Source organism: Chitinophaga qingshengii, assembly GCF_014529935.1.
Taxonomy (GTDB): domain Bacteria; phylum Bacteroidota; class Bacteroidia; order Chitinophagales; family Chitinophagaceae; genus Chitinophaga; species Chitinophaga qingshengii.
Window position 1 is genome coordinate 1,087,802 of the sequence record NZ_JACVFC010000002.1, and the last position, 20,326, is coordinate 1,108,127.

Sequence of the window (20,326 nt, forward strand, 5' to 3'; positions counted from 1 at the left end):
TTTCAGTTATCGGATCAGATTAACGACACCTTTTTTCTCTACGCTGGTACCATCTTTCAACACCAGGTGACATACGTAGACGTATACACCGGAAGGCATCGGTTTACCTTTGTAAGTACCGTCCCATCCTATGTCCTGGCTGTTGGACTCAAACACTTTCTCACCCCACTGATCGAATATGGCGATATGCAGTTTGTTGATGATATAACCATACACTTTCAGCACGTCATTCTTGGCGTCATTGTTTGGTGTGAACGCATTGGGGATGTAGATACCATCCGGCAGGGTTTTACCTTCCGCCGGGTCGGATATTTTGTCTTCACAACCCCGTACTTTCACGATCAGTTTTACGGTCTGGGTTGGCTGCAGGCCGGTGATCAAATGCTCCAGGCCTTCTCTTCCGGATGATGGCGGCGTCCACGTAAGGCCACCGTCGGTAGATACTTCATAGCCGGTAGCATTGGGCACAGCATCCCATTTGAAGCGGATCATATTCACGCCAACGGTATCTACTTTTACAACCGGTGTAGCCAGCAATGGCAGCACATGTACCACCACCTTCGCACGGTGGTCTCCCGGGCAACCATGATTAATCGCTTCGAGATAATAGTTGCCACTGACGGTGATTGCTGTTATCGTGTATACGTTACCGGTAAACAGCAGGTTACCACCTGTAGGCGCGTCGTACCAGTTGTACAGCACACCAGCTTCCGGATCTTTTACGGCCAGCGACACATCGGTACCACTGCAGACAGTCATGGAGTCTTTCACTACCACAGCGATGCCAGGGCCATATACTTCCACTTCTTTTGTCGTATCACCGATACATCCTTCAGCTGCAACAATGCTCAGTTTCACCTTGTGAATGCCCGGATATTTAAATTGTTTGGTGGTGTCTTTCCGGTAAGCGGCAGTAGTATCCCCGAAATTCCAGTTCCAGCTGTTGATACCCACATTGTTGCTGGTAGTGGCACTGCCGGTGAACTGGGCTGCATCGCCGATACAACCGGAGTAGGCAGTTGTGAAATCCACTACCGGAGCGGGTATTACTTTTATGGAGAGGACAGCCTCAAAGCTGTTGTTACAGCTTTCTATATCCGGATGGGAAATCTGGATAGGTACATAATAGGTACCCGGTGCGGAGAAGACGTAATCATCCGGCAGCACATAACGGTAGTAAGTCCTTTCGTTGGCGGTGATCGAGTCTTTGGGAACCGGATTGTTTTGTACTACGTCCACTGCCGGTGTCAGATTTTTCACCGCGCTCAGTTTCCAGGTGAGTACGGTGGGTTTCACCGGTATCAGCATAGAGAAACGGAACGGGGTTTTCACGCAGGTATACGTGTTGTTACTGCCGGTTGACGGGTTCAGCACGTTGCTGAAGGCCGGCAGGATATTGAGATTCTTTACCAATGTTCCGGCATTGTAACCATAACTTTCCACGCTGCCCAATCCATAAGTGATGGCAGTAAAGGCGGAGTCACTCACTACATTACATTGTGCAGCTGCGGCATCCCACCTTTTCACCACCACCGTATAACCGCTAAGGTTAGGATGTGCATAGGTGTGGTCAAAGAGGTTAGTACCATCAATTCGTAAAGAACTCAATCCGCCTGTTGGTATGATGAGGGTAAGATAGTTGGTATTAATAGACTCTACCGTGTTGCGGTACAGGCCAACGGCTTTGATACCCTGCTCCAATGGGCTGATGTAGATCATTTCCGGATCACCATCTCCCCAGGTATTGTCACAGGATCCACTGGACGACATATACTGCGCCACCATCACCGGCTGACTGGCTTCGATATAATCAGCAGTATTACTTTGATACTGATAGAAACGTTTATTGATCAGCCCTCTCAGTTGTATGCCATTCACTTTTACCACGGTAGCAGTATCTTTCACCAGTACCCGGTAAATATTCGTCATGAAACTGGCGGCGTCATCATCAATGGAAGTAGGCGCTGTCAGGTATTTTTTGCCCCATGCCTGTGACGGGAAGTTCTGCTGGATGATATTATCGCCGGAAGAACCAGCGCTGCCATCGCAACCGATACCCGTGCGGCTGCTGCCGGAGAATACAGCTACCGGGAAACACTTGCCATCGCTGTTAACGATAGAACGTACATGGCTGCCGGAAACATCGTATCCTTCGCTACCACTCTGCAATGCACCTAATACCTGGTATACTTCCCCTTTGTTGAGCGTTACGGTAAACGTCTGGTTGGCAGGTCTGCCTGTCAGCGTAGGTACGCTGGGCGTTATTTCCACCGTGGTATTATCATAATCCGCCATCACATAGAACCAGGAATAGGTATCGGTAGAATAGTTCTGCCGGGAGGTAAGTGCGTAATAATCGTAACCATAGGTCCCTACGGGCAACAGCATGGTAGCACCGGAAGAGGCGCTGCCGTAGATATGCGCATAGGCCACAATGGGTATGTCACTTTCAATGCTGATACCTCTGTCGGACCAGCCTTCATCCAGCAGGCGCGCATCGTTGGAGCCGCCTTTAGGCATCACTTCCGTAGTGATGGTTTTATTGGCCGGTATGTGGTAGGTGCGTACCCAGGAGGTACCGTTTACACGAACGGTCACGTTGGCCGAGTCTTTCGCATTCAGGTACAACACCATCTGCTGGCTGTTATCACCGGTAAAGAACTGGTGGTGGCCATACCCTACCCAGAAACGGGTGCCTCTGTTGGAGCTGTCTGCCGGCTGTAACTGCTGCGGAGTATTGATACCGCCATTCAGCCCTGTGAACTTATCGAAATAATGCAATGTACTGTCGGTGATCACATTGGCAAGATCATCTACCCTGCTCAGGGAATCCGTTATCCAGGTATCTGTACTGTCGGTCCTTGCCAACCGGATATCCTTCTGCCGTTTGATATAACCCTGCCATGGATCCAGGTAGTACTGCTGGATATTGAAGTTATACACACCACTGCCAGGAGTCACGTCCACGTCTGTATAGAAATACATGAAGTCCGTTCCTGTTGCGACATTCGGTGGTTTTACACCGGAGTAGCGGCGCACGGTCATGTTAGATGGCAACGTAGCGTTGTTCCAGGTGATCTTGGTAACGGTGTCTGTACCGAACATAAAGGTTTGGGTAACACCTGCTGCCGGCGTCGCCGGGAAGGCAGGCAATGCCGGTGGCACGGAGGTAGGCAGGAACTCATAAGCGCCCATATCCGGTACGCCCTCCTGTAAAGTCACCGGTCTCGGATCACCATTGATATCCTTATCGTTGCCCGGAACCTGTACCCCGCGGCCATGAATAGCCCATACCTCCGGATCACTGAGCACCGGATGCAGGTCGCTGCTGCTGACGAAGGCCGGTTTATACACGATGGAATTCGCATCCAGACCGCTACCGGTACGATATGCCGCCAGCGTGCCGTAAGAAGCAGCAGGCGTATTTTGCCGTACCAGCACGGAACCGGCGGTATACAACGTATTGTAATCGCTGTTCACAAAATTCGGATTAGCGATGTACGTCGCGCGACCGGTATCGGCTGCGAAAATGTTGTTCCTGACTTTCACCGGTGAAGCGGAAGAAGAAGTATGCGAGAAGTAAGCCGCATAGTGGTTGCTATTGCCGGTAGAAGTATTCAGGATACTGTTATTCAGATAATTAAGGTTTTTACCATACTCACTGTAAAGACCATACGAACTGGTAGCAGTGGTATGAATGCTCACCACATTGTTGTTAACATTGATACGACTGGAAGAAGTCAATGTCAACCCACGTTGTTCGCCTGTATTGGCAGTACGCGCATAGATCTCGTTGCCATTCACTACACCCGGCGCTTCAGCACCCGGCTGGCAATAGGTGAGGTAAATCGCATATCCTTTGGAAGTGGTATTGCTGATATTGATTTTGTTACGTACAATGGTAATGGCGGTATCACTCTCATCTGCATAAATACCATATACCGTAGAAGCCAGCGCTCCACTCAGGTTGATGGTATTCTTACGTACCATCAGCCTGTTTACATAATCGGCATAGATACCGTAGTTGTAAGTCTTCGTGATGGTATTACTGTCGATGGTAACACCGGGAGAGATGTTATCTCCATAGTTATTCAACCAGTATACACCATTACCGCCTGCGGTGATATTATTTCCGGAGATAACATTACCCTGACCCAGACAGTTGTTGGCGTATACGCCGGCACTGTTCGTGCCGGTAGCGGTAGTCACCGGCAGAGTGATGTTACATAATGACAGGCTGTCCCAGGATGATTTCTTCGCAAACTCCACGGCCCTTGCATACGTAGCACCGGTAGGTTTAAAGCTGATGTTTTTCCAGGTCACGTAATCCACGCTATCCAGCTTCAGCACGTAGTTCAGCGTAGAAGTACCGGCGTAGGTGATGGTTACGTCTGCCGCATTACCGGAAGCACTGCTGAAAGTCACCCTGCTCGTTGCCGTTGCACCAGGTATATGATGCATGGTGAGCTGTTCGGTATAGGTGCCGTTTGCAGCGAGGAAGAGTACCGGTCCGGCGATACCGCATTCCAGTTTGGACACCGCAGCGGCGAAGGACTGGAAGTTGGTGGTACTGGAAGGTTGCGCCGGATTGATAGTATAAGTACCCGCCAGCAACGGGTCGTTGAGGTTCACCACTACCGGTGTAGAATACACGGTATCACGGTTGCTGCACACCACCGCGCAGCGGTAGTATTTCTCCACACCGGCGATGGTATTAAACACACTCACGTACTGGGTATCGCTCACATATTTCCATGGACCGGCAGCGCTGGCGGCTACCTGCCATTGATAGGTCTGATGACCACCTTTGCTGTTACCGGCAAGGTCCAGTTTGATGGCCGTACCCATACAAACAGGCGTCGTCGGGTCCAGTGTGGCCGCGCCGGCCACCGGCGGAGAGGTACATTCCGGAATATTGATTTCAAAGGCGCCCATATCCGGCGTGGTAGCACTACGGCTAACACCGAGGATATCGGTAGTAACGCCTACCGGCCGACCGGTGTTATCCAGCGGGGAAATAACCGGGGCGAAGTTGCCGGTAGAAGGATCTGCAAATACCGGCTGTATCGCCAGTGAATTGCTGTCCAGTTTCGCACCTGCACGCCAATCGGCCAGGGTGATATAGTTGGTGCCGTTATAACCGGTATAAGCGGTATTACGGCTGCTTTTTACGAAGATGTCGTTGTAATCGGACTTTATTTCTGCCGTATTCGAGATATAAAGCCCTGTCCGGCTACCACTGCCTGCCCTGCTGATATCCAGGATATTGTCCTTGAATTCAACACCGGCTACTGCACTGGATTGATACAAACCGGATGTTTCTGCACTGCCGGTATTGGTATTATCATTCAGCACTACAGTATTGTGGTAATACAGTGTAAAGTCACTGCTGTAGTTATAGAATGCCCGCTGTGTACCACCTCCTTTGATATCATACACAACGTTGTTGATGATCTTAGCCGGGTTGGTGGCGATAGCATCAGCACTGCTAAACTCTATACCATAGAAAGAATTGGTGGTAGCAGGAGCCCCATTAAACAAACCATGGATACGGTTATTGCTGATCACCGCACCATCGCCTTTGCTGTTGACGCTGATACCATAGTTGGAATAGGAGATGCTGCTGCGGGTGGCCCGGAAGATATCGTTGTGATCCACCACCGCATTATCTGCATAAGTCAGGTACACGCCATAGGAGTAAAACTCACGGATGGTATTGTTCTCAATCCTGTTGCCGGTAGCAGCGGAGGAGCTGGAACCATAGATCACAATACCATAGTAACCACCATTGATATCATTACCACGCAGCAGGTTGTTATCGCAGCCATTATTGGAACCGCTGCTGGTGCTGCCATCAGCGCCATTGATCACGATACCTGCCATACCCGAGCTGGAAGAAGTATTGTCGATGATGATGCTGCAACGGGTAATCCTGTTGTTATCGGCGTTAGCCAGCATATGTACGCCGTAGCCGTTGGAACCGCCGCGGGCATCGATAATAAGGCTATCGAAAGTAATGTAATCAGCAGCCCGCAGTTTAATGACGGCTCTTTCGTTGTCGTCTGTCGGGGCAAACTTAATCGTGTTGCCGTTACCGTTAAACGTAACGGTATTGGTAGCAGACATACCGGTGATAGAATCCAGTATCAACTGTTCCGCATAGGGGCCTGAACCAGCCACTACATTAAATATCACCGGACCGGCAATACCACATTCCATGGCGGCTTTGGCTGCGTTGAAGCTCACAAAGTTGGTTGCACTGGATGGAGCCCCTTTGTTGATGGTATAGGTACCACCGGGGAAGGCAGGGTTTACGGTCAGTAATACCGGCGTGCTATAAGCCGTATTACCGCTACAGGTAACCGCCACGCGGTAATACAGGGTAGCCGACGACGTTATAGTCGTATCCGGGTTGGTCATCGGGTTACCCATATTCGTATAGGGTCCCGCCGCCACCGTAGCCGTTTGCCATTGGTAGGTTTGTCCCAGGCCGATACTGTTATTGATCAGGCTGAGCGCCACCTTACGGTTGATACATACCGGCGTAGCGCCTACGGTAGCATCGCCGGGAGTAGGCGGTGTTGTGCAGGGACCGGGTGTAAACTCGTAGGCGCCAATATCCGGCGTGGTAGTACTACGGGTATTACTGTTGATATCCACGGTAATACCTGCCGGCAACCCTTTATTGTCAATAGAAGCGCTGGTAGGCTGATAATTACCGGCAGCTGCGCCGGCAAATAACGGGTTGGATGACAGCGATGCGGTATCCTGCCGGGAAGCCGTCTGCCAATCGAGCAGTGTGCTGCGGTTGGCGGTATAGTAACCGGTATAACTGGTACCGCCGGCGGCGGCCATGTAATACAGGTTATTGTTTGCATGAATGGTACCGGTAGTGGTACCAAAATATACCGCGTATTTACTACCGCCGCCGCCACGGGTAACTGCAATCAGGTTATTGAGAAACTCAATACCATCGGCCTGGGAGGTCTGGTAAAAACCACGGGTAGTATAGGTGGTAGCACTGGTAGAAGTCCCATCCAGCACAATCGTATTGTGGAAATACCAAACATTGTCCGAACTGGAGTTGTAGATACCGTAGGCATCTCCCTTACCGGTGAAATTATAGATCACGTTATTGGATACCACATTTTCCAGTTGCGACAACGCATCGGTGCCGGAGAAATAAATCCCGTAACTGGCATTGGTATTATTCAGCGCGCCACCAAATGGGTTACTGATGCGGTTCCGCGTGATATTCGCTTTGGTATTCAGGTTAGAAAAATAAATACCATAAAAGCTGGATACTACCGACCTGGCTGGCCGGCTGATGTTATTATTTTCAATTAACGTGTTAAATGATCCGATCGCATTGATACCGGCATAATAAAATTCCGTAATGGTATTATTACTGATCTTATTGCTCATATTGGCCATGGTACTGCTACCGGTGAGCGCGATACCATAATATCCACCCACGATTTTATTGCCAGTGAATGTGTTGTTATCACATTTTGCATCACCGGTGGTGGTAGGCGATGAATAGGAGCTGCTGATCACAATGCCGGCATAATTGGTACTGCTGGTAGAAACAGAATCCACCAGGATGGTACAGTTACTGATGGTATTAAAGTCTGCATCGTTGGTCAGGAATACTCCCCAGCCGTAGCCGGAAGTGCCGTTGCCCATCGCTTTGATCACCAGGTTATTAAACGTGATATAGTCCGCATTGTCCAGCTGTATCACTCCTCTGTTGGCGGAGGTAGCGTTAAACTTCAGCGTATCACCGTTACCGTTAAATGTGACGGTATTGGTAGCGGAAGCCCCCGGTATGGGGTTCATAAGCAGCTGTTCGTTATAGGGACCGCTGCCGGCTACCACGTTGAACACTACCGGACCACTGATACCACATTTCAGGTAGTTATAGGCATCGTTAAAGGAAGCGAAGTTACCGCTGCCGGTAGGTAATGCTTTATTGATACTAAAAGTACCTGTTACCAGCGCCGGCGATGTTACGTTCACGGCGGTGGAGGTGGCGCTTTGTGTGGAAGCGGTACAGGTCACCACACAACGGTACCAGGTGGTAGCACTTTGGGTGGTGGTCAGCGTACTTTTGGTAGCGCCGGTAATGTTGGTCCAGGTAATGTTATCGGTGGATTGTTGCCACTGATAGGTGAGCCCGGACGCTACGGTAGCGCCGTTGAGCCGCAGATCGAAACTACCGTTAAGGCATACACTGCTGGAACTGGTAACAGCGGTACCGCCGGTGGGCGTACCGGTACAGGCAGTAGCGGCTATCCAGGAGAAAGTGATATCCGGGCGGGAAGTTTGGGTACCGTTGTTGGTGGTACTGGCGGTTCCGCACAGATTGTCTTCATTATCGGCACGATAGGTATGCGAGCCGTTGAAGGTAAGTCCTGTGGTGGAAGGCACTTCCGGATTATAGGAATAAAAAGAGCCGGTAGTGGAATTCGGTGAGCCGCTGCACACCTCTATCACAATATTGTCTGTTCCATTCCAGAAAAAATTGCTACTGAAAGGAAAGCTGTTGACACCGGCCACAATGGTATAATCTGCCGGTGTGCGTACCACCGTTGTGCCGGTCTCCCAGCTGGTGCCGCTCAAAGAGGCCGTAGTAGTACTACCGATGCTGATCCCATATTGTTCGATCACATCGGCATCATTCAGGTTTTTAACAAAGAACTTGATACCGGTAATATATCCCGGAGCCATACCGGCAGCAGTAAGTTCTGCTGCGGTATACAGGAACTGCGACCTGTTGCCCTCATAGTAGTCCTGTAACGGACACGGATAACCGGTATTGGTATTCCCCGAGGTACTGTTGCCAATGCTGATATCGGTCTGCGCCAGCAGGCGGCCGCCCAATATTAGCAGCAAAGCCGCTACGAGGAGGGTTTTGTGGATAAATGAAAGCGTATAATTTCTCATATAGAAAAACATTTGCTGGTTTTCAGGTGGGGTAACTATTTATCAGAATACCCAGGAGATCCATGATTTGCCGTCTTTGGCACTGACCATGTCATAGGTGTTGGCGCTGGTTTGCACCAGGAAAAAGCCTGTCGGGTCTGCCATCAGCGTACGGGTACGGACCAACGGCGTGGGGTCAGGCGGCAAATCGCCAAACAGCCTGTTGTCATGGAAAACAATGCGGCCATCATTCGTGAATGTGGGTGTGTTGTGTAATACGCCGTACATGAGCGTCAGCTGTCCGTCTTCCGGTACGATGATGCCAAACGCATCAGTACCGGGACCGCCAGCTTCCGGCCAGTAAGTAGCGGCTACAAAATCCGGTAGTGTGGCAAGCCCATAGGCGTCGCGTTTACCATTGACGATAAACCCTTCCGGGGTGTTCCAATAACGATGACGGTCCAACGCATAATTATACCAGCGCTTGGGCGCTGCTATATCCAATGCCAGCGGCCTGACGGTTTCGGTTATACTGGCTGGCTGACCGTTCACCGTTCCCCTGATAGCACCGCCATCCCAGGTGATATCATCGAAGCTGCCGATGGTAGTTGTGCCATCGGTAAAAGCCGGCGTGAGCACAATACCTTTGTTCGTATAGTAGAAGCCGGTAGTATCGGATTTTACCTTCCCGTTATCGATCCGGGTGAACACGATACGGTGAGTGTATATGTTTATGGATACATCATACCGTACATTGCCAAGTGCAAACTGGCGGAAGTAAGTCAGTATGTGGTTGATACTATCAATGCCCCGGTTGATATGTTGCTGGTAATAGTCCGTCTGCTCCCGTTGGGAGGCTTTTACCAGTATGGCACGGCTGCGGTTGAAACGGCCGGTGAGCACCAGGGTGTCTCCGGTTATGCCATTGATGGCAAACTCAAAGTCGGAACCAAGGCCTTCGCCGTAGTTGCCACCATTCTGACCGGCATCGGGGTCACAGAGTACATGCAGATAAGAGTAGGTATCGAATAACAAACTGGGCTGTTGCAGGGCTTTGAGCCGCCAGCTGCTTTCTTTTACCGTTGAGGTGGACACCGGTTCAAAATCGCTGAACATACGCACGCGATTGGAATCGTTGAACTGTAAATAAAAGCTGAACACCGATTTGGGAGAGCCGCCCGGATATACCAGTGCTTTCCAGCCATAAGGCGCCTGGGTCAGTATTTGCTGATACCGGTGCAGCGTATCATTGATACGTTCATCCGGTGATTTATCGAACAGCGGATCTGTTTCTTTTTTACAGGAATAGATTCCAGCAAGCAGCAGTAATAAGTATAAAAGTTCTTTTCTCATACCCATAAACAGTTAATACAATAGCTTATTAATTTCTCTTCTGGTGCGGGTTTGCAGGCTATAGAAGTCGATATGCCATACCGTCTGGAAATAACTGACCACCATGGCTTCCTTTCTGCGCAGCTTCGCTTTGGCTTCCGCCTGTGGCGTTCCGTTGATACTGTATCCCGGCGGAATACTGTTGACGATCTTATCGAATCCGACCTTGCCTTCTACCAGCATGGTGGATATCATCTCCACAAAATCATCATCATAACCAGACATGGCATAAGGCGTTACAAACCCATCCTGGTAAGCGGATATATCGTCGATGTTATTCCAGTTGGCGGTATACAGTCCGGCGCAAATACGTTTGAACTCTACCGGGTACATCACGGTTTGGTGCAGGATATGCCCGAACTCATGTTCTATCACATGGAACATCTGTTTTACGATAGCAGAGTCGCTGGCCTTGTAGCCAGGCATATCCTTCGTTACGAAGTCGTTGAGCAGGTACAGCACCACTTTACGGCCTCCTTCGGCAGTACCCAGCGTAATGGTGCCGTTTTCGTTCCAGCTGGCGCTGCCGCTGAGGATAAAGAACTTCGGGCAATAGCGGCGGAAAAACAGCTCACCGGCTTCCGCGATATAGGTATTCATCCATACCTTTTTGATGGCGCTCATCACGGGGATGACTTTCTCTTCACGGGGAGGTACCAGTACTTTGTTCAGTTCAAATTCAAACTGGTCCCATTTATATTTCACAGCGATGTTGTAAGGAACGGTGAGCGTGTCGAAGAGCCAGCGGTCCAGCGGACCTTTGACCCAGGTATCGCCTCCCAGTCCGGGAATGTCGTCTACCTTGCCCAGGTCATCTTTCTTGCTGCAGGACAGTAGCAAGAAGAAGGACAGTGCGAGAAGAATGAGTTTCATAAACAGCGATTTTTGTTGGTTGATAATTATCTCGGGTTTAATGCGAGGCCGGAAGTGGTGGCAGATTGCGGAATTTGGAATACACAGCGGTTATCACCCGCTTTCAGTTCCAGTACTTCTCCCTGCCGCGTGGTATGCACCACTGTCATTTTGTAGCGTTGCAGATCAAACCAGCGCATGCCTTCCTGGAGGTATTCCACGCGTTTAAAATCCAGGATGGTATGTATCAGGCCATCCTTTTCGTTGGTGAGACCATAGAAATTGCGGATAGCCGTGGTCGTGATGATGTTGGCAGATGGATCATAATTGCGGATACGTTTGCTGGCAAAGAGATTGAGGTCTTTGAGGGCAGCGGCGGTTTTCCCCATTTGTGCATTGGCTTCGGCGCGGTTAAAGAGTACTTCTTCCGTGGTGAACAGGGGCGTCATCACATAAGGCTGACCAATGGTGGCGTTTACAGAAGACTTCACAAAATATTCCGTCAGCTTGGGGACGAAGTAATTCTGGGAACCGGTGTAATACAGCGGGTACGCCCAGCGGCCGCCGGTAACGTTGTAACCCAGTATCTGCAGCTGTTTAGCGTAGTCCAGGTCGTAACGGTACTGACCTACATAGCGGCCATACAGTGATTGTGTTTCCACCAGCAGCAGGTTCGCGTTCTCTTTGGCATTGGCATAGAGGTCGAATATCTGTTCCGGGGAAAGGCTGCTGTAGGTGGTATTCCAGCCACGCATATTGCTGGCTACATCGTTGTTGGCGAAAGCCTGGTCAGCGTATTGCACCACTTTCGGATAGTCTTTTTTGAAGAGATAAAACCGGGTAGCAAAAGCATAGGCAGCGCTGCGGTTAAAATGATAACGTGGAACTTTATATGCATCGTCACTAATCAGCGGCAAGCCTTCCAGCAGGTCTTTCTCCACCATATCGTACACATAAGCCACTGTTTTGCGGTCATACTGTTTGATGACCACCGTTTCCGGCACGGTGACATAAGGAATGCCGGGATCATTGGCAGCAGTAGCGGCATCATACATCTTCGAAAAAATATTCACCAGCATAAAATGCGCATAGGCCCTGGCTACCAGTGCTTCGCCACGCTGGGTGGCATAAGCGTTTCTATCCGCCGCCTTATCGCAGGCTTCCAGTGCCTGGTTGGCAGCCGCAATGGCTACGTAACAAGCCGTCCAGTAGGCTTCGGGGGAATCCTGTTCAATAGATTGTATATCCCGGAAAAAATAGGCGTCCTGGTTAGGCCGGGCAATTACGCCGGCGCCTTTATCGGCCACATTATCAGACATCGCTTCACACATGGTGGCATAAGACGACTGTGGATAAGCCGTTCCCAGCAACTTAGCCACCTTATCCGGTGTACTGAGGTTAGTCCAGGTGCTGTCGGGCACCTGCTCCAGGTATTTACGGCAGCTGCCCAATGTGAGCAGGCCTATCGTCAGCGCCGCCGTCACCAAGGGTCTTACAAAACGTGTAGTCGACACAGTGATATATTTCAGTTCCATAGGTCCATTTTTAAATACCAACTTTTATTGACAGGGTGAATTGCTTCTGGATAGGCTGCGCTACCCCACCGGAGTTAAAAAACTCAGGGTCCTGGCCATGCAGTTTTTTATCTGCATAAATCAACCAGGGATTAATCGCGGCACCGCTGACAGACATGCTGTTGAAGCCTATATGCCGGATCAGGGAGGTGGGCAGCTGATAGGTAAGCGACACCGTTTTCAGGCGGATAAAATCACCTTTCGCCACACGCTCGGTGGAATAGTTATAGTTATTGTACGGGTAGGCGCCACGGATCAGCGTTTGTTCATAGGCATCCAGGATAGAAGGCACACGGGTGGTGTTTTCATCACCCGGCATTACCCAGCGGTCGTAGAACTCTTTAGGCATGGCATCCAGATCGGAATAGGCAGTTTTAAACGCCGGATACAGGCGGATTTTATTTCCCCACTGGTAGGTAAAAAACACATTCAGTGAAAGGGCCTTGTAGCGGAAAGTATTAGAGAAACCACCTGTGATAGGAGGATCTACCGCGCCTTCATACACGAGGTTGCCGGTTTTCAGGTCCTGCAGGTTTACATCAGAACTCGTCACACCATCCTGGTTGATGAAGGAGGGCATGCCTGTTTTCGGAGCGAGGCCTTTGTACTGTAATGAAAACAGGCTATGCACCGGATATCCTTCTTTGTTGCCACCTTCCGCTACTACCAGATCAAAAATGGCCGGGATATTTTTGGCATTGGTGATCTTGTTGGTATTGTAGCCGAAAGTGATATTGGACTTCCAACCCCAGTCCTTTTTACGTATTACATCTCCGCCTATCAGTAATTCTATTCCTTTGGAAGTCATGTCGGCATAGTTGGCAGCTTTATACATTTCGCCACCTATGCCGGATGTTTTGATGATGCTGATGAGGTCGAAGCTCTTGCGTGTGTACAGGTCCAGTGAGATGTTAAGCCGGTTGTTGAGGAATCCGCCATCCAGTCCGATGTTGGTAGTATAGAGCTTTTCCCAGGTGAGGTCATCGTTTTGCAGGTGCGCCAGGCTGATCACCGATTCTACTTCATTGAGGTGAGGCCTGCGGGTATTGATGGTATTAAAAACGATGTTGGAATTGGTTGCCGGGCCCATGCTGGCGGTGAGGCCGTAGCTGGCTCGCAGCGTCAGGTAGTTGAGCCAGGCCGTTTTTTGCAGGAATGGTTCCTGATCCATATTCCATGAACCTGCTACGCTCCAGGTAGGCAACCAGCGGGCTTTGCGGGATTGTCCCAGCCTGTTGGAACCGTCATAACGACCGGTAGCGGTGAGGTTGTATTTGTTGTTGTAGGCATAGGTACCGGAAGCATAAAAAGCCGCAAAGCGGTCAAAATCGCGGCCCATTCCGTAGTAAGGGAAGTTGGATTCAATAGTTTGTTTCAGGATACGGTAATCCACAAACGGCGTTCCCCCGTTATCGTATTGGTAACCATAGCCGGTATTGGAAGCGTTCTGCCGGTCGGCATACTTTACCTGTTGACCGATCAACAGGTTGATGTTATGTTTTTGCGCGAAGGTATCAGCATAGGTTAAACCATTGCGGAAGTCGAAGTTCATGAGCTGATCTTCCGTGCGGTTATAGAAGCCGCCGGCGGGCAGAACAATCACCGGTTGTGCATCCGGATCATCCGGGTTGCGGTACAGGAACTTGTTGTTCCGCGCAATGGTAGCGTTGCCGGCAGCACGGTAGGCATTGGCCATATTGGCCGCTTCCGTGATCTGGTGTTCACGGGAGGACTTTACATAGCGGATCGCACCGGTGAACTCATAACGCAGGTTGCGGGTGAGTTTCCAACCCAGATCTCCCTGAAGGCGCAGGTCCATCATGTTCAGGTCAAGCGAGTTGTTATGCAGTTCATTGATGATATTGAACGGCGCAAAATTGCGGCGGAAATATTCCAGGTGTCCGTTCTGGTCATAGGCAGTGAGCGTGCGACTGGTATTGAGCGAATAGCTGAACGGGTTGATATCAAAATCACGATCGTATTGTCCTTCCACCGGATTACTGCTACGGGTGAGTGCTCCCGGCGCTTTTTGCTGGCGCACCGATGCCAATGTGGAGAAACCAGCTGTCAGCCGGTCAGAGAATTTATAGGTATTACGGTAATTGAGGGTGTAGCGGTTCACTTTATCGGCCAGCGTCCAGCCGTTGTCGCTGTAGAAGCTGGTAGAGAAATAGGATTGTGATTTTTCCGTACCGGAAGAAATGCTGAGGGAATGTTCCTGTACAAAGTTGTTGCGGAACAGCAGTCCAAACCAGTCTGTATTCGCGTTGGCATAACGCAGCAGGAAAGCCTTCATAGAAGCCGGATCGTTTTGTACCGGGAATTCGCCGTTACCATTGGCATCCAGCTGTTCATACAGTTTTCCGAAAACGCCGATATCCCCACGGGAAAGGATATCCGAAGTAAGGATACCTTTACGTTCCAACTCCGCCAGCACAGACATCTGCTGGCCGGAGTTCATGATATTAAAATTGTTATAGTTCGGTTTCAGCTGGGTACTGAAGTTGCCGCTGTAGGCTATAACGGGCTTGCCTGCACGACCTTTTTTAGTAGTGATCACCACTACCCCGTTCATTGCACGGGCGCCGTACAAAGCCGTAGCAGCCGCATCCTTCAGGATGTCAAAACTTTCGATATCGTTGGCGTTGAGGCCGGCCACCGCAGATCCCAGTAAGGTAGTAGGATCACCGCTGGACAGCTGATCGTTGGAGATGTTGACCACATCCTCGAGCACCACGCCATCCACTACCCAGAGGGGTTTGTTGTCACCGTTGATAGAAGTAGCGCCACGTACCCTTACTTTCGGCGCAGCGCCGAAAGTACCGGACACGTTCTGTATCGCTACCCCTGCTACACGGCCTTCCAGCATACGGCTTACATCAGTGATACCATCTATTTTCACATCTTCCGCTTTGAGGCGGGTAGCCGCTCCGGAGAATTTGCTCTTGTCGATGCTTTGGAAGCCCGTTACCACCACTTCCTGCAGGCGGGTAGGTTTTTCTTTGAGCGTGATAGTGATGGTGCCGCTTTTGAATTCTCCCGCATGTATTTCTTCCATTTTGAAACCGGTGAAGTTGAATACCAGCACCGCATCGCCGGCGACCTTATGTATTTCAAATTCGCCTTTGGCATTGGTAGTAGTGCCTCTGGAAGAGCCTTTCACCAGTATGGTTACACCTGGCAGTGGTTCTTTTTTTTCTGAGACGACAATACCTTTCACCTCAATGAATCGGGGTGCTACCTGTCGCGGTGCAGCGATAGCCGGGAACGCCGTTATTTTTTTGGAAGCGTCCTGTTTGATAACGATACGATCGTAGATCACGCTATAGGACAGGGCGTAAGGAGTGAGTAGCTTATGCAGCAGGTCGCCTACTTTTTCATTGCGGGCGGAGATGCTGACTTTGTTGGCATTGAGTACTTCGCTGCCCACGTATACGAAGGATACCGAGGCGAGGTTACTGATTTTCTCCAGCGCATCTTTCAGTACAACATCATGCAGGTGGAGGGTGATTTTCTTTTCGAGCGCATCCTGAATATCCGCGGCGCCCGCCTGTAAGTGTAGCAGCGACAGGAAGAGCGTCAGACAACAAATGTAGTATCGGGTTTTACTATGCATATTGAATAAATGTTTGTTCATTCCGGGTAATAGGAATCCCTATCCGGCTTTGCTGTAAAACCGGGCAATAAAGGGCCTTCTGCTGTGCAGTGTTATTTATTAGTGTCTATAAGACAATTATTAACCAGACAAGAAAGAGGTCATATGTACCATAGTAGCAATTCAGTTTGGTTGTGAAATGAAAAAATATCGGGAATGTATTGGTAATAGGGGCCCTGTTGAAAGAATACAGGCGTATTCGATCAATGGCAGATAACCAGGGATGAGAATCATTTCCAGGCTAAAAGTTACACAGGATAGCTTACCAGCAATACAACTTTTATGTTCTTCCTTAATCAGTCAGGTCAATAGCTACAAAACAAGTTTTCCATCTTGCAATAGATTTTGGTTAACGGTAATTCCTTAATTGGTTATTAGTGGCAGTTGCCATCAACGATTACATATCCGTTTCCGTTAGCATCCTTTTTGATTTTGGCGTTCAAGGTCACGGCAATGAGTGTTAAAGCTTCCTGCAAGTCGTCCGTTGTGTTAAAGTCTCCAAAGAAGCTGCAATGTTCTATCTTCTTATCAGCGCTGACCGGCACATTATAAAATCGTTGCAGGTCATTGAGTACCATGGACACCGGTTGTCCTTTATAGATAAATTTTCCGTTCCGTTTCTGCAGGAAATAGCGGGCATCGTCGGTGGCATCTATCAGTTCCAGGCCTTTGGAAGCGGCGTGGTATACCGCGCTTTTGTTGGCACTCAGCACCAGTTGATGCTGCGGGTTGGTTTCACCGGTGCGGGTATTTACCTGTACGCTACCGGATACCACTACTACTTTGGCGACACCGTTTTTACGGACTTCCATGTTGAAGGAAGTGCCCAGTACAGTGGTATTGATCAGGTCAGAGGAGATCATAAAAGGATGCCTGCTGTCCTGCTTCACCTCAAAGAAGGCTTCACCATTGAGTTGCAGCGTTCTGTTTTTTTTTCCAAAGTTTTCGGGATAGGTGATGCTGGAACTTTTTTCCAGGTATACCAGGGATCCATCGGGCAATGTCACTGTTTTATGTTGATCACCGCTGCTCATGACCAGTTGTTTTACCTGCTGGCGGACAACCAGGTACCAGGAGGCGCCGGCGAGCAGTACAATGGCTGCAGCGGCAGCTATTCTCCGTGCATACAACCGGAAGATGCCCGGCTGCGGGATACCGGCACGACGGTGTATTTTTTTCAGCAGTTGTGCTGACATGCGTTCGTCCAGCAGATCTTTTATTTCCGGGCCTGTTGCCTGAAAATATTCTTTGGCAACCGCTTCCAGGTCCGACAGATCGTTTTCTTCCAGGTACTGTAGCATCCATTCCTGTTCTGTGGCAGACCAGTTTTCCGTATGTAGCAGTTGTCTGAGGTATTCCTTTCTGTTGTGCACTATCGTGACGGTTTAATTTAAATACGCAGGTTGATAAAAAGTGGGTGGGTGAATTCCACAGAAAAAACATATTTATTTTATACTAATTCTTTCCTGTCGGAAAATTAATGGGAAGCGTTGTGACAGGTAAAGAAAAAAAGGAACAGCACAATGTACCGGTGGTCACCATTGCGCAACATATAGTCGTTTAGTTTAGCCATTGCAGCAGAAAGGTGTTCTTTCACGGTATTACGGGAAATATTGAGTTCAGTGGCTACTTCATCATAGGTCTTGCCCTCCAGCTTACAGCGGGTAACAATGGTTCTTTTTTTGGGAGATAATTGCGCAATCGCCTGTTCAAGCAAACTGTACTGTTCTTCATCGAGGTGCTTGCGGTCGATCATCAGGTGGTCTTCCTGGTCCAGGTCCAGCAGGTTTTTATGCAGCGCCTGTTCTTTCAGTTTCCTGCGGACCCAGCTAACGGACAAATTGAAACTGATAACGAACAGCCATCCTCCTACCGATTGTTCCGCTTCTATATCGCGCCGCTTCTCCCATAGCCTGGCAAACACTTCCTGCAAGATATCTTCCGCCACAGCAGTATCTTTCACAAACTTGAGGATATTGCGGTACACCGCCTGATGATAATTCCCATATAGGCTGTCAAAAGCGCTCACGTCGCTGTCCCGGAGCCGTAAAACCAATTCAGCATCTGTTATGTTCATATCTTTTCTTTTATATAAATCATACCGTGGAATACAATTTATATGGCTAAGAAGAAGCCAGGTTTTCCCATACAATGGCCATTCAATTGAGGGTATAAATTAGTAACAAATATTATTATTTAATAATTAAATTCGTATTAGTTATAATTATAAATTATTATATACGTAGTTAGAAGTAATAGCAAAAAATTGCTGCCAAAATGTGGCGTACCTTTGGGGTGGTAACCATGCAAAACTATCTACTATGACTACGCGAAAAACACCTATAGGACCCCTGCGTGAAGATGATATCCAACCGGATGATGTAATCAATCACCAACAGGAACCGGTACCGCAGCGGGGTAACCAGGACGAGCAATCACGCAGTGAAGATACTTCTGATGATCTCCTCAACGAAGAAGAGGATGACCTGGAAATTGATGAATTAATGGAAGAAGAAGACAAGCGGGATGCCGCAGCAGAAGCGGAAGAGAAGAAAAGAGAGGAAGATGAAGAGATTACCGATGAAGCGATTCATTTACTCATTTATTGATTTAGCTATTTGATTATTTAGCTATTTGGTTATTTGGTGGCCCCTGATTAATAAAGAACCTACTAAATAACCAAATAGCTAAATAATCAAATAACATCATTTTCGCAGTAATGCCGTGGCACACCATAACAACGGCGCCTGCCCATGCATGTCGCCTGTAATACGGCCGCGGTCGAGATAGTACTGCCGGTTATTCTTTTTATTGGTGCCTTCACATACTTCCCGCACATCAGCATTCTCATCGATATATTTTACCAGTGCCAGCCAGGCTTTTCGTGCAGCCGGACCATAGGTAGCTTTATCCAGCCAGCCGTTTTTTACGCCGGTGATCATCGCGAAAGCGAACATACCGGTACTGGAAGTTTCGGGCCACGCTTCCGGATCATCGATCAACTGCCGCCACATACCATCCGGCGCCTGGTATTTCAACAGGGAAGCCATCATGGTTTTATACCCTTTCATGATACGCTCGCGGTTAGGATTATCCTTAGGCAGGGAACGCAGCAATTCACTCATCCCTGCAGCCATCCAGCCATCGCCGCGGCCCCAGAAATAAGGCACATCCGGCGCATGATAAAACAGCCCGTTGGGTTGTTGTAAAGAATCCAGGTATACCACCATCTCCTTAGCAGCACGCTCAATGTATGCTTTATCGCCGGTAGCGCGGTATGCCTGCGATTGCACGGCGGTAATCATAAACATATCATCGATCCACATTCTTGTTTGCCAGGTAAGTCCGCGGTCGGCGTATGCCTGTGATTCCGGTTTTACATGCGGCCCTTCCGGTGTTCCCCATTGTTTATCTGCAAACCTTTTCCCCATATCGAGGTAACGGCTGTCTTTTGTTTGCATATACAGTTCCAATGGCACCGCACCGAAAACGGTATGGTCCACATGGTCCGGAGCGGGTACTATCGCTGCTTCCGTGGTAAAGAAAGGCTCGAAACGTTTCGTCAGTTGCCCGGCCAGTCCCTTATCCCGGCTTTCGTATGCAAACGTTAGCGCTCCATACCACGCGCAAACTTCCGGATAGGTGATGCGGGAAGGTGGAGTGGGCTTTCCAAAGTTGGGATGCGGCGAAGCCACAAAACGATCCGCCACCCGCTTACCGATTTCGGCCGGCGTACTTCCTTTAGGAAAATGCGTCAGATCGCCATCATTAGATTTTTTTTGTGCTGCGGCCATATCGGTGTTGAGCACCAGCAGTGTCAACAGGCCTGCCATCATTGTTTTCATATAAGTGGATTATTTTTTAGTTTCTAACGGGAAAAACCATACGACAGGCGTAAAAGCCAGGTTCCCGTCCGCATGATCTTCCA

General features: G+C 49.4%; 9 protein-coding genes. 1 reads left to right on the forward strand and 8 read right to left on the reverse strand.

The features are described 5' to 3' along the window. Positions 1-6: 6 nt before the first annotated feature. The 7 genes from ICL07_RS19745 to ICL07_RS19775 all read right to left on the reverse strand — a co-directional run bounded on the left by ICL07_RS19745 (position 7) and on the right by ICL07_RS19775 (position 18,475). A complete protein-coding gene (locus ICL07_RS19745; protein ID WP_188089738.1) occupies positions 7-8,946 on the reverse strand; it encodes an Ig-like domain-containing protein in 8,940 nt (2,979 codons plus the stop codon). A 42-nt stretch (positions 8,947-8,988) separates the two neighbouring features. After that, entirely contained in the window at positions 8,989-10,278 is a 1,290-nt protein-coding gene (locus ICL07_RS19750; protein ID WP_188089739.1) for a DUF4302 domain-containing protein, read from the reverse strand. A gap of 12 nt (positions 10,279-10,290) precedes the next feature. Then, on the reverse strand, positions 10,291-11,190 hold the full coding sequence (locus tag ICL07_RS19755) for a zinc-binding metallopeptidase (RefSeq protein ID WP_188089740.1): 900 nt from the start codon (positions 11,188-11,190) through the stop codon (positions 10,291-10,293). A gap of 26 nt (positions 11,191-11,216) precedes the next feature. Then, positions 11,217-12,704 (reverse strand): RagB/SusD family nutrient uptake outer membrane protein, encoded by a 1,488-nt coding sequence (locus ICL07_RS19760; protein ID WP_188089741.1) that lies wholly within the window; start codon positions 12,702-12,704, stop codon positions 11,217-11,219. Positions 12,705-12,714: 10 nt separating this feature from the next. Beyond that, entirely contained in the window at positions 12,715-16,359 is a 3,645-nt protein-coding gene (locus ICL07_RS19765) for a SusC/RagA family TonB-linked outer membrane protein (protein WP_188089742.1), read from the reverse strand. Between the two features lie 413 nt (positions 16,360-16,772). Further along, the gene (locus tag ICL07_RS19770) at positions 16,773-17,771 is read right to left on the reverse strand and encodes a FecR domain-containing protein (protein ID WP_188089743.1); all 999 of its coding nucleotides are present in this window, start codon (positions 17,769-17,771) and stop codon (positions 16,773-16,775) included. Between the two features lie 104 nt (positions 17,772-17,875). Further along, complete coding sequence (locus tag ICL07_RS19775) at positions 17,876-18,475, reverse strand: RNA polymerase sigma factor (RefSeq protein ID WP_188089744.1); 600 nt, start codon at positions 18,473-18,475, stop codon at positions 17,876-17,878. Positions 18,476-18,719: 244 nt separating this feature from the next. Here ICL07_RS19775 and ICL07_RS19780 point away from each other — a divergent pair, with 244 nt between their 5' ends. Beyond that, positions 18,720-19,007, forward strand: coding sequence for a hypothetical protein (locus ICL07_RS19780; RefSeq protein WP_188089745.1), 288 nt, complete (start codon positions 18,720-18,722; stop codon positions 19,005-19,007). A 96-nt stretch (positions 19,008-19,103) separates the two neighbouring features. On the opposite strand, the gene ICL07_RS19785 is transcribed toward ICL07_RS19780, so the two are convergent. After that, a complete protein-coding gene (locus tag ICL07_RS19785) occupies positions 19,104-20,243 on the reverse strand; it encodes a glycoside hydrolase family 88/105 protein (protein ID WP_188089746.1) in 1,140 nt (379 codons plus the stop codon). Between the last annotated feature and the right edge of the window lie 83 nt (positions 20,244-20,326).

What these genes read in the sequence shown, in the direction of transcription:
- ICL07_RS19750 (WP_188089739.1), bottom strand. Translation starts at nt 10,278, where the DNA reads ATGAGAAAAGAACTTTTATACTTATTACTGCTGCTTGCTGGAATCTAT.
- ICL07_RS19775 (WP_188089744.1), bottom strand. Translation starts at nt 18,475, where the DNA reads ATGAACATAACAGATGCTGAATTGGTTTTACGGCTCCGGGACAGCGAC.
- ICL07_RS19755 (WP_188089740.1), bottom strand. Translation starts at nt 11,190, where the DNA reads ATGAAACTCATTCTTCTCGCACTGTCCTTCTTCTTGCTACTGTCCTGC.
- ICL07_RS19760 (WP_188089741.1), bottom strand. Translation starts at nt 12,704, where the DNA reads ATGGAACTGAAATATATCACTGTGTCGACTACACGTTTTGTAAGACCC.
- ICL07_RS19745 (WP_188089738.1), bottom strand. Translation starts at nt 8,946, where the DNA reads ATGAGAAATTATACGCTTTCATTTATCCACAAAACCCTCCTCGTAGCG.
- ICL07_RS19780 (WP_188089745.1), top strand. Translation starts at nt 18,720, where the DNA reads ATGACTACGCGAAAAACACCTATAGGACCCCTGCGTGAAGATGATATC.
- ICL07_RS19785 (WP_188089746.1), bottom strand. Translation starts at nt 20,243, where the DNA reads ATGAAAACAATGATGGCAGGCCTGTTGACACTGCTGGTGCTCAACACC.
- ICL07_RS19765 (WP_188089742.1), bottom strand. Translation starts at nt 16,359, where the DNA reads ATGCATAGTAAAACCCGATACTACATTTGTTGTCTGACGCTCTTCCTG.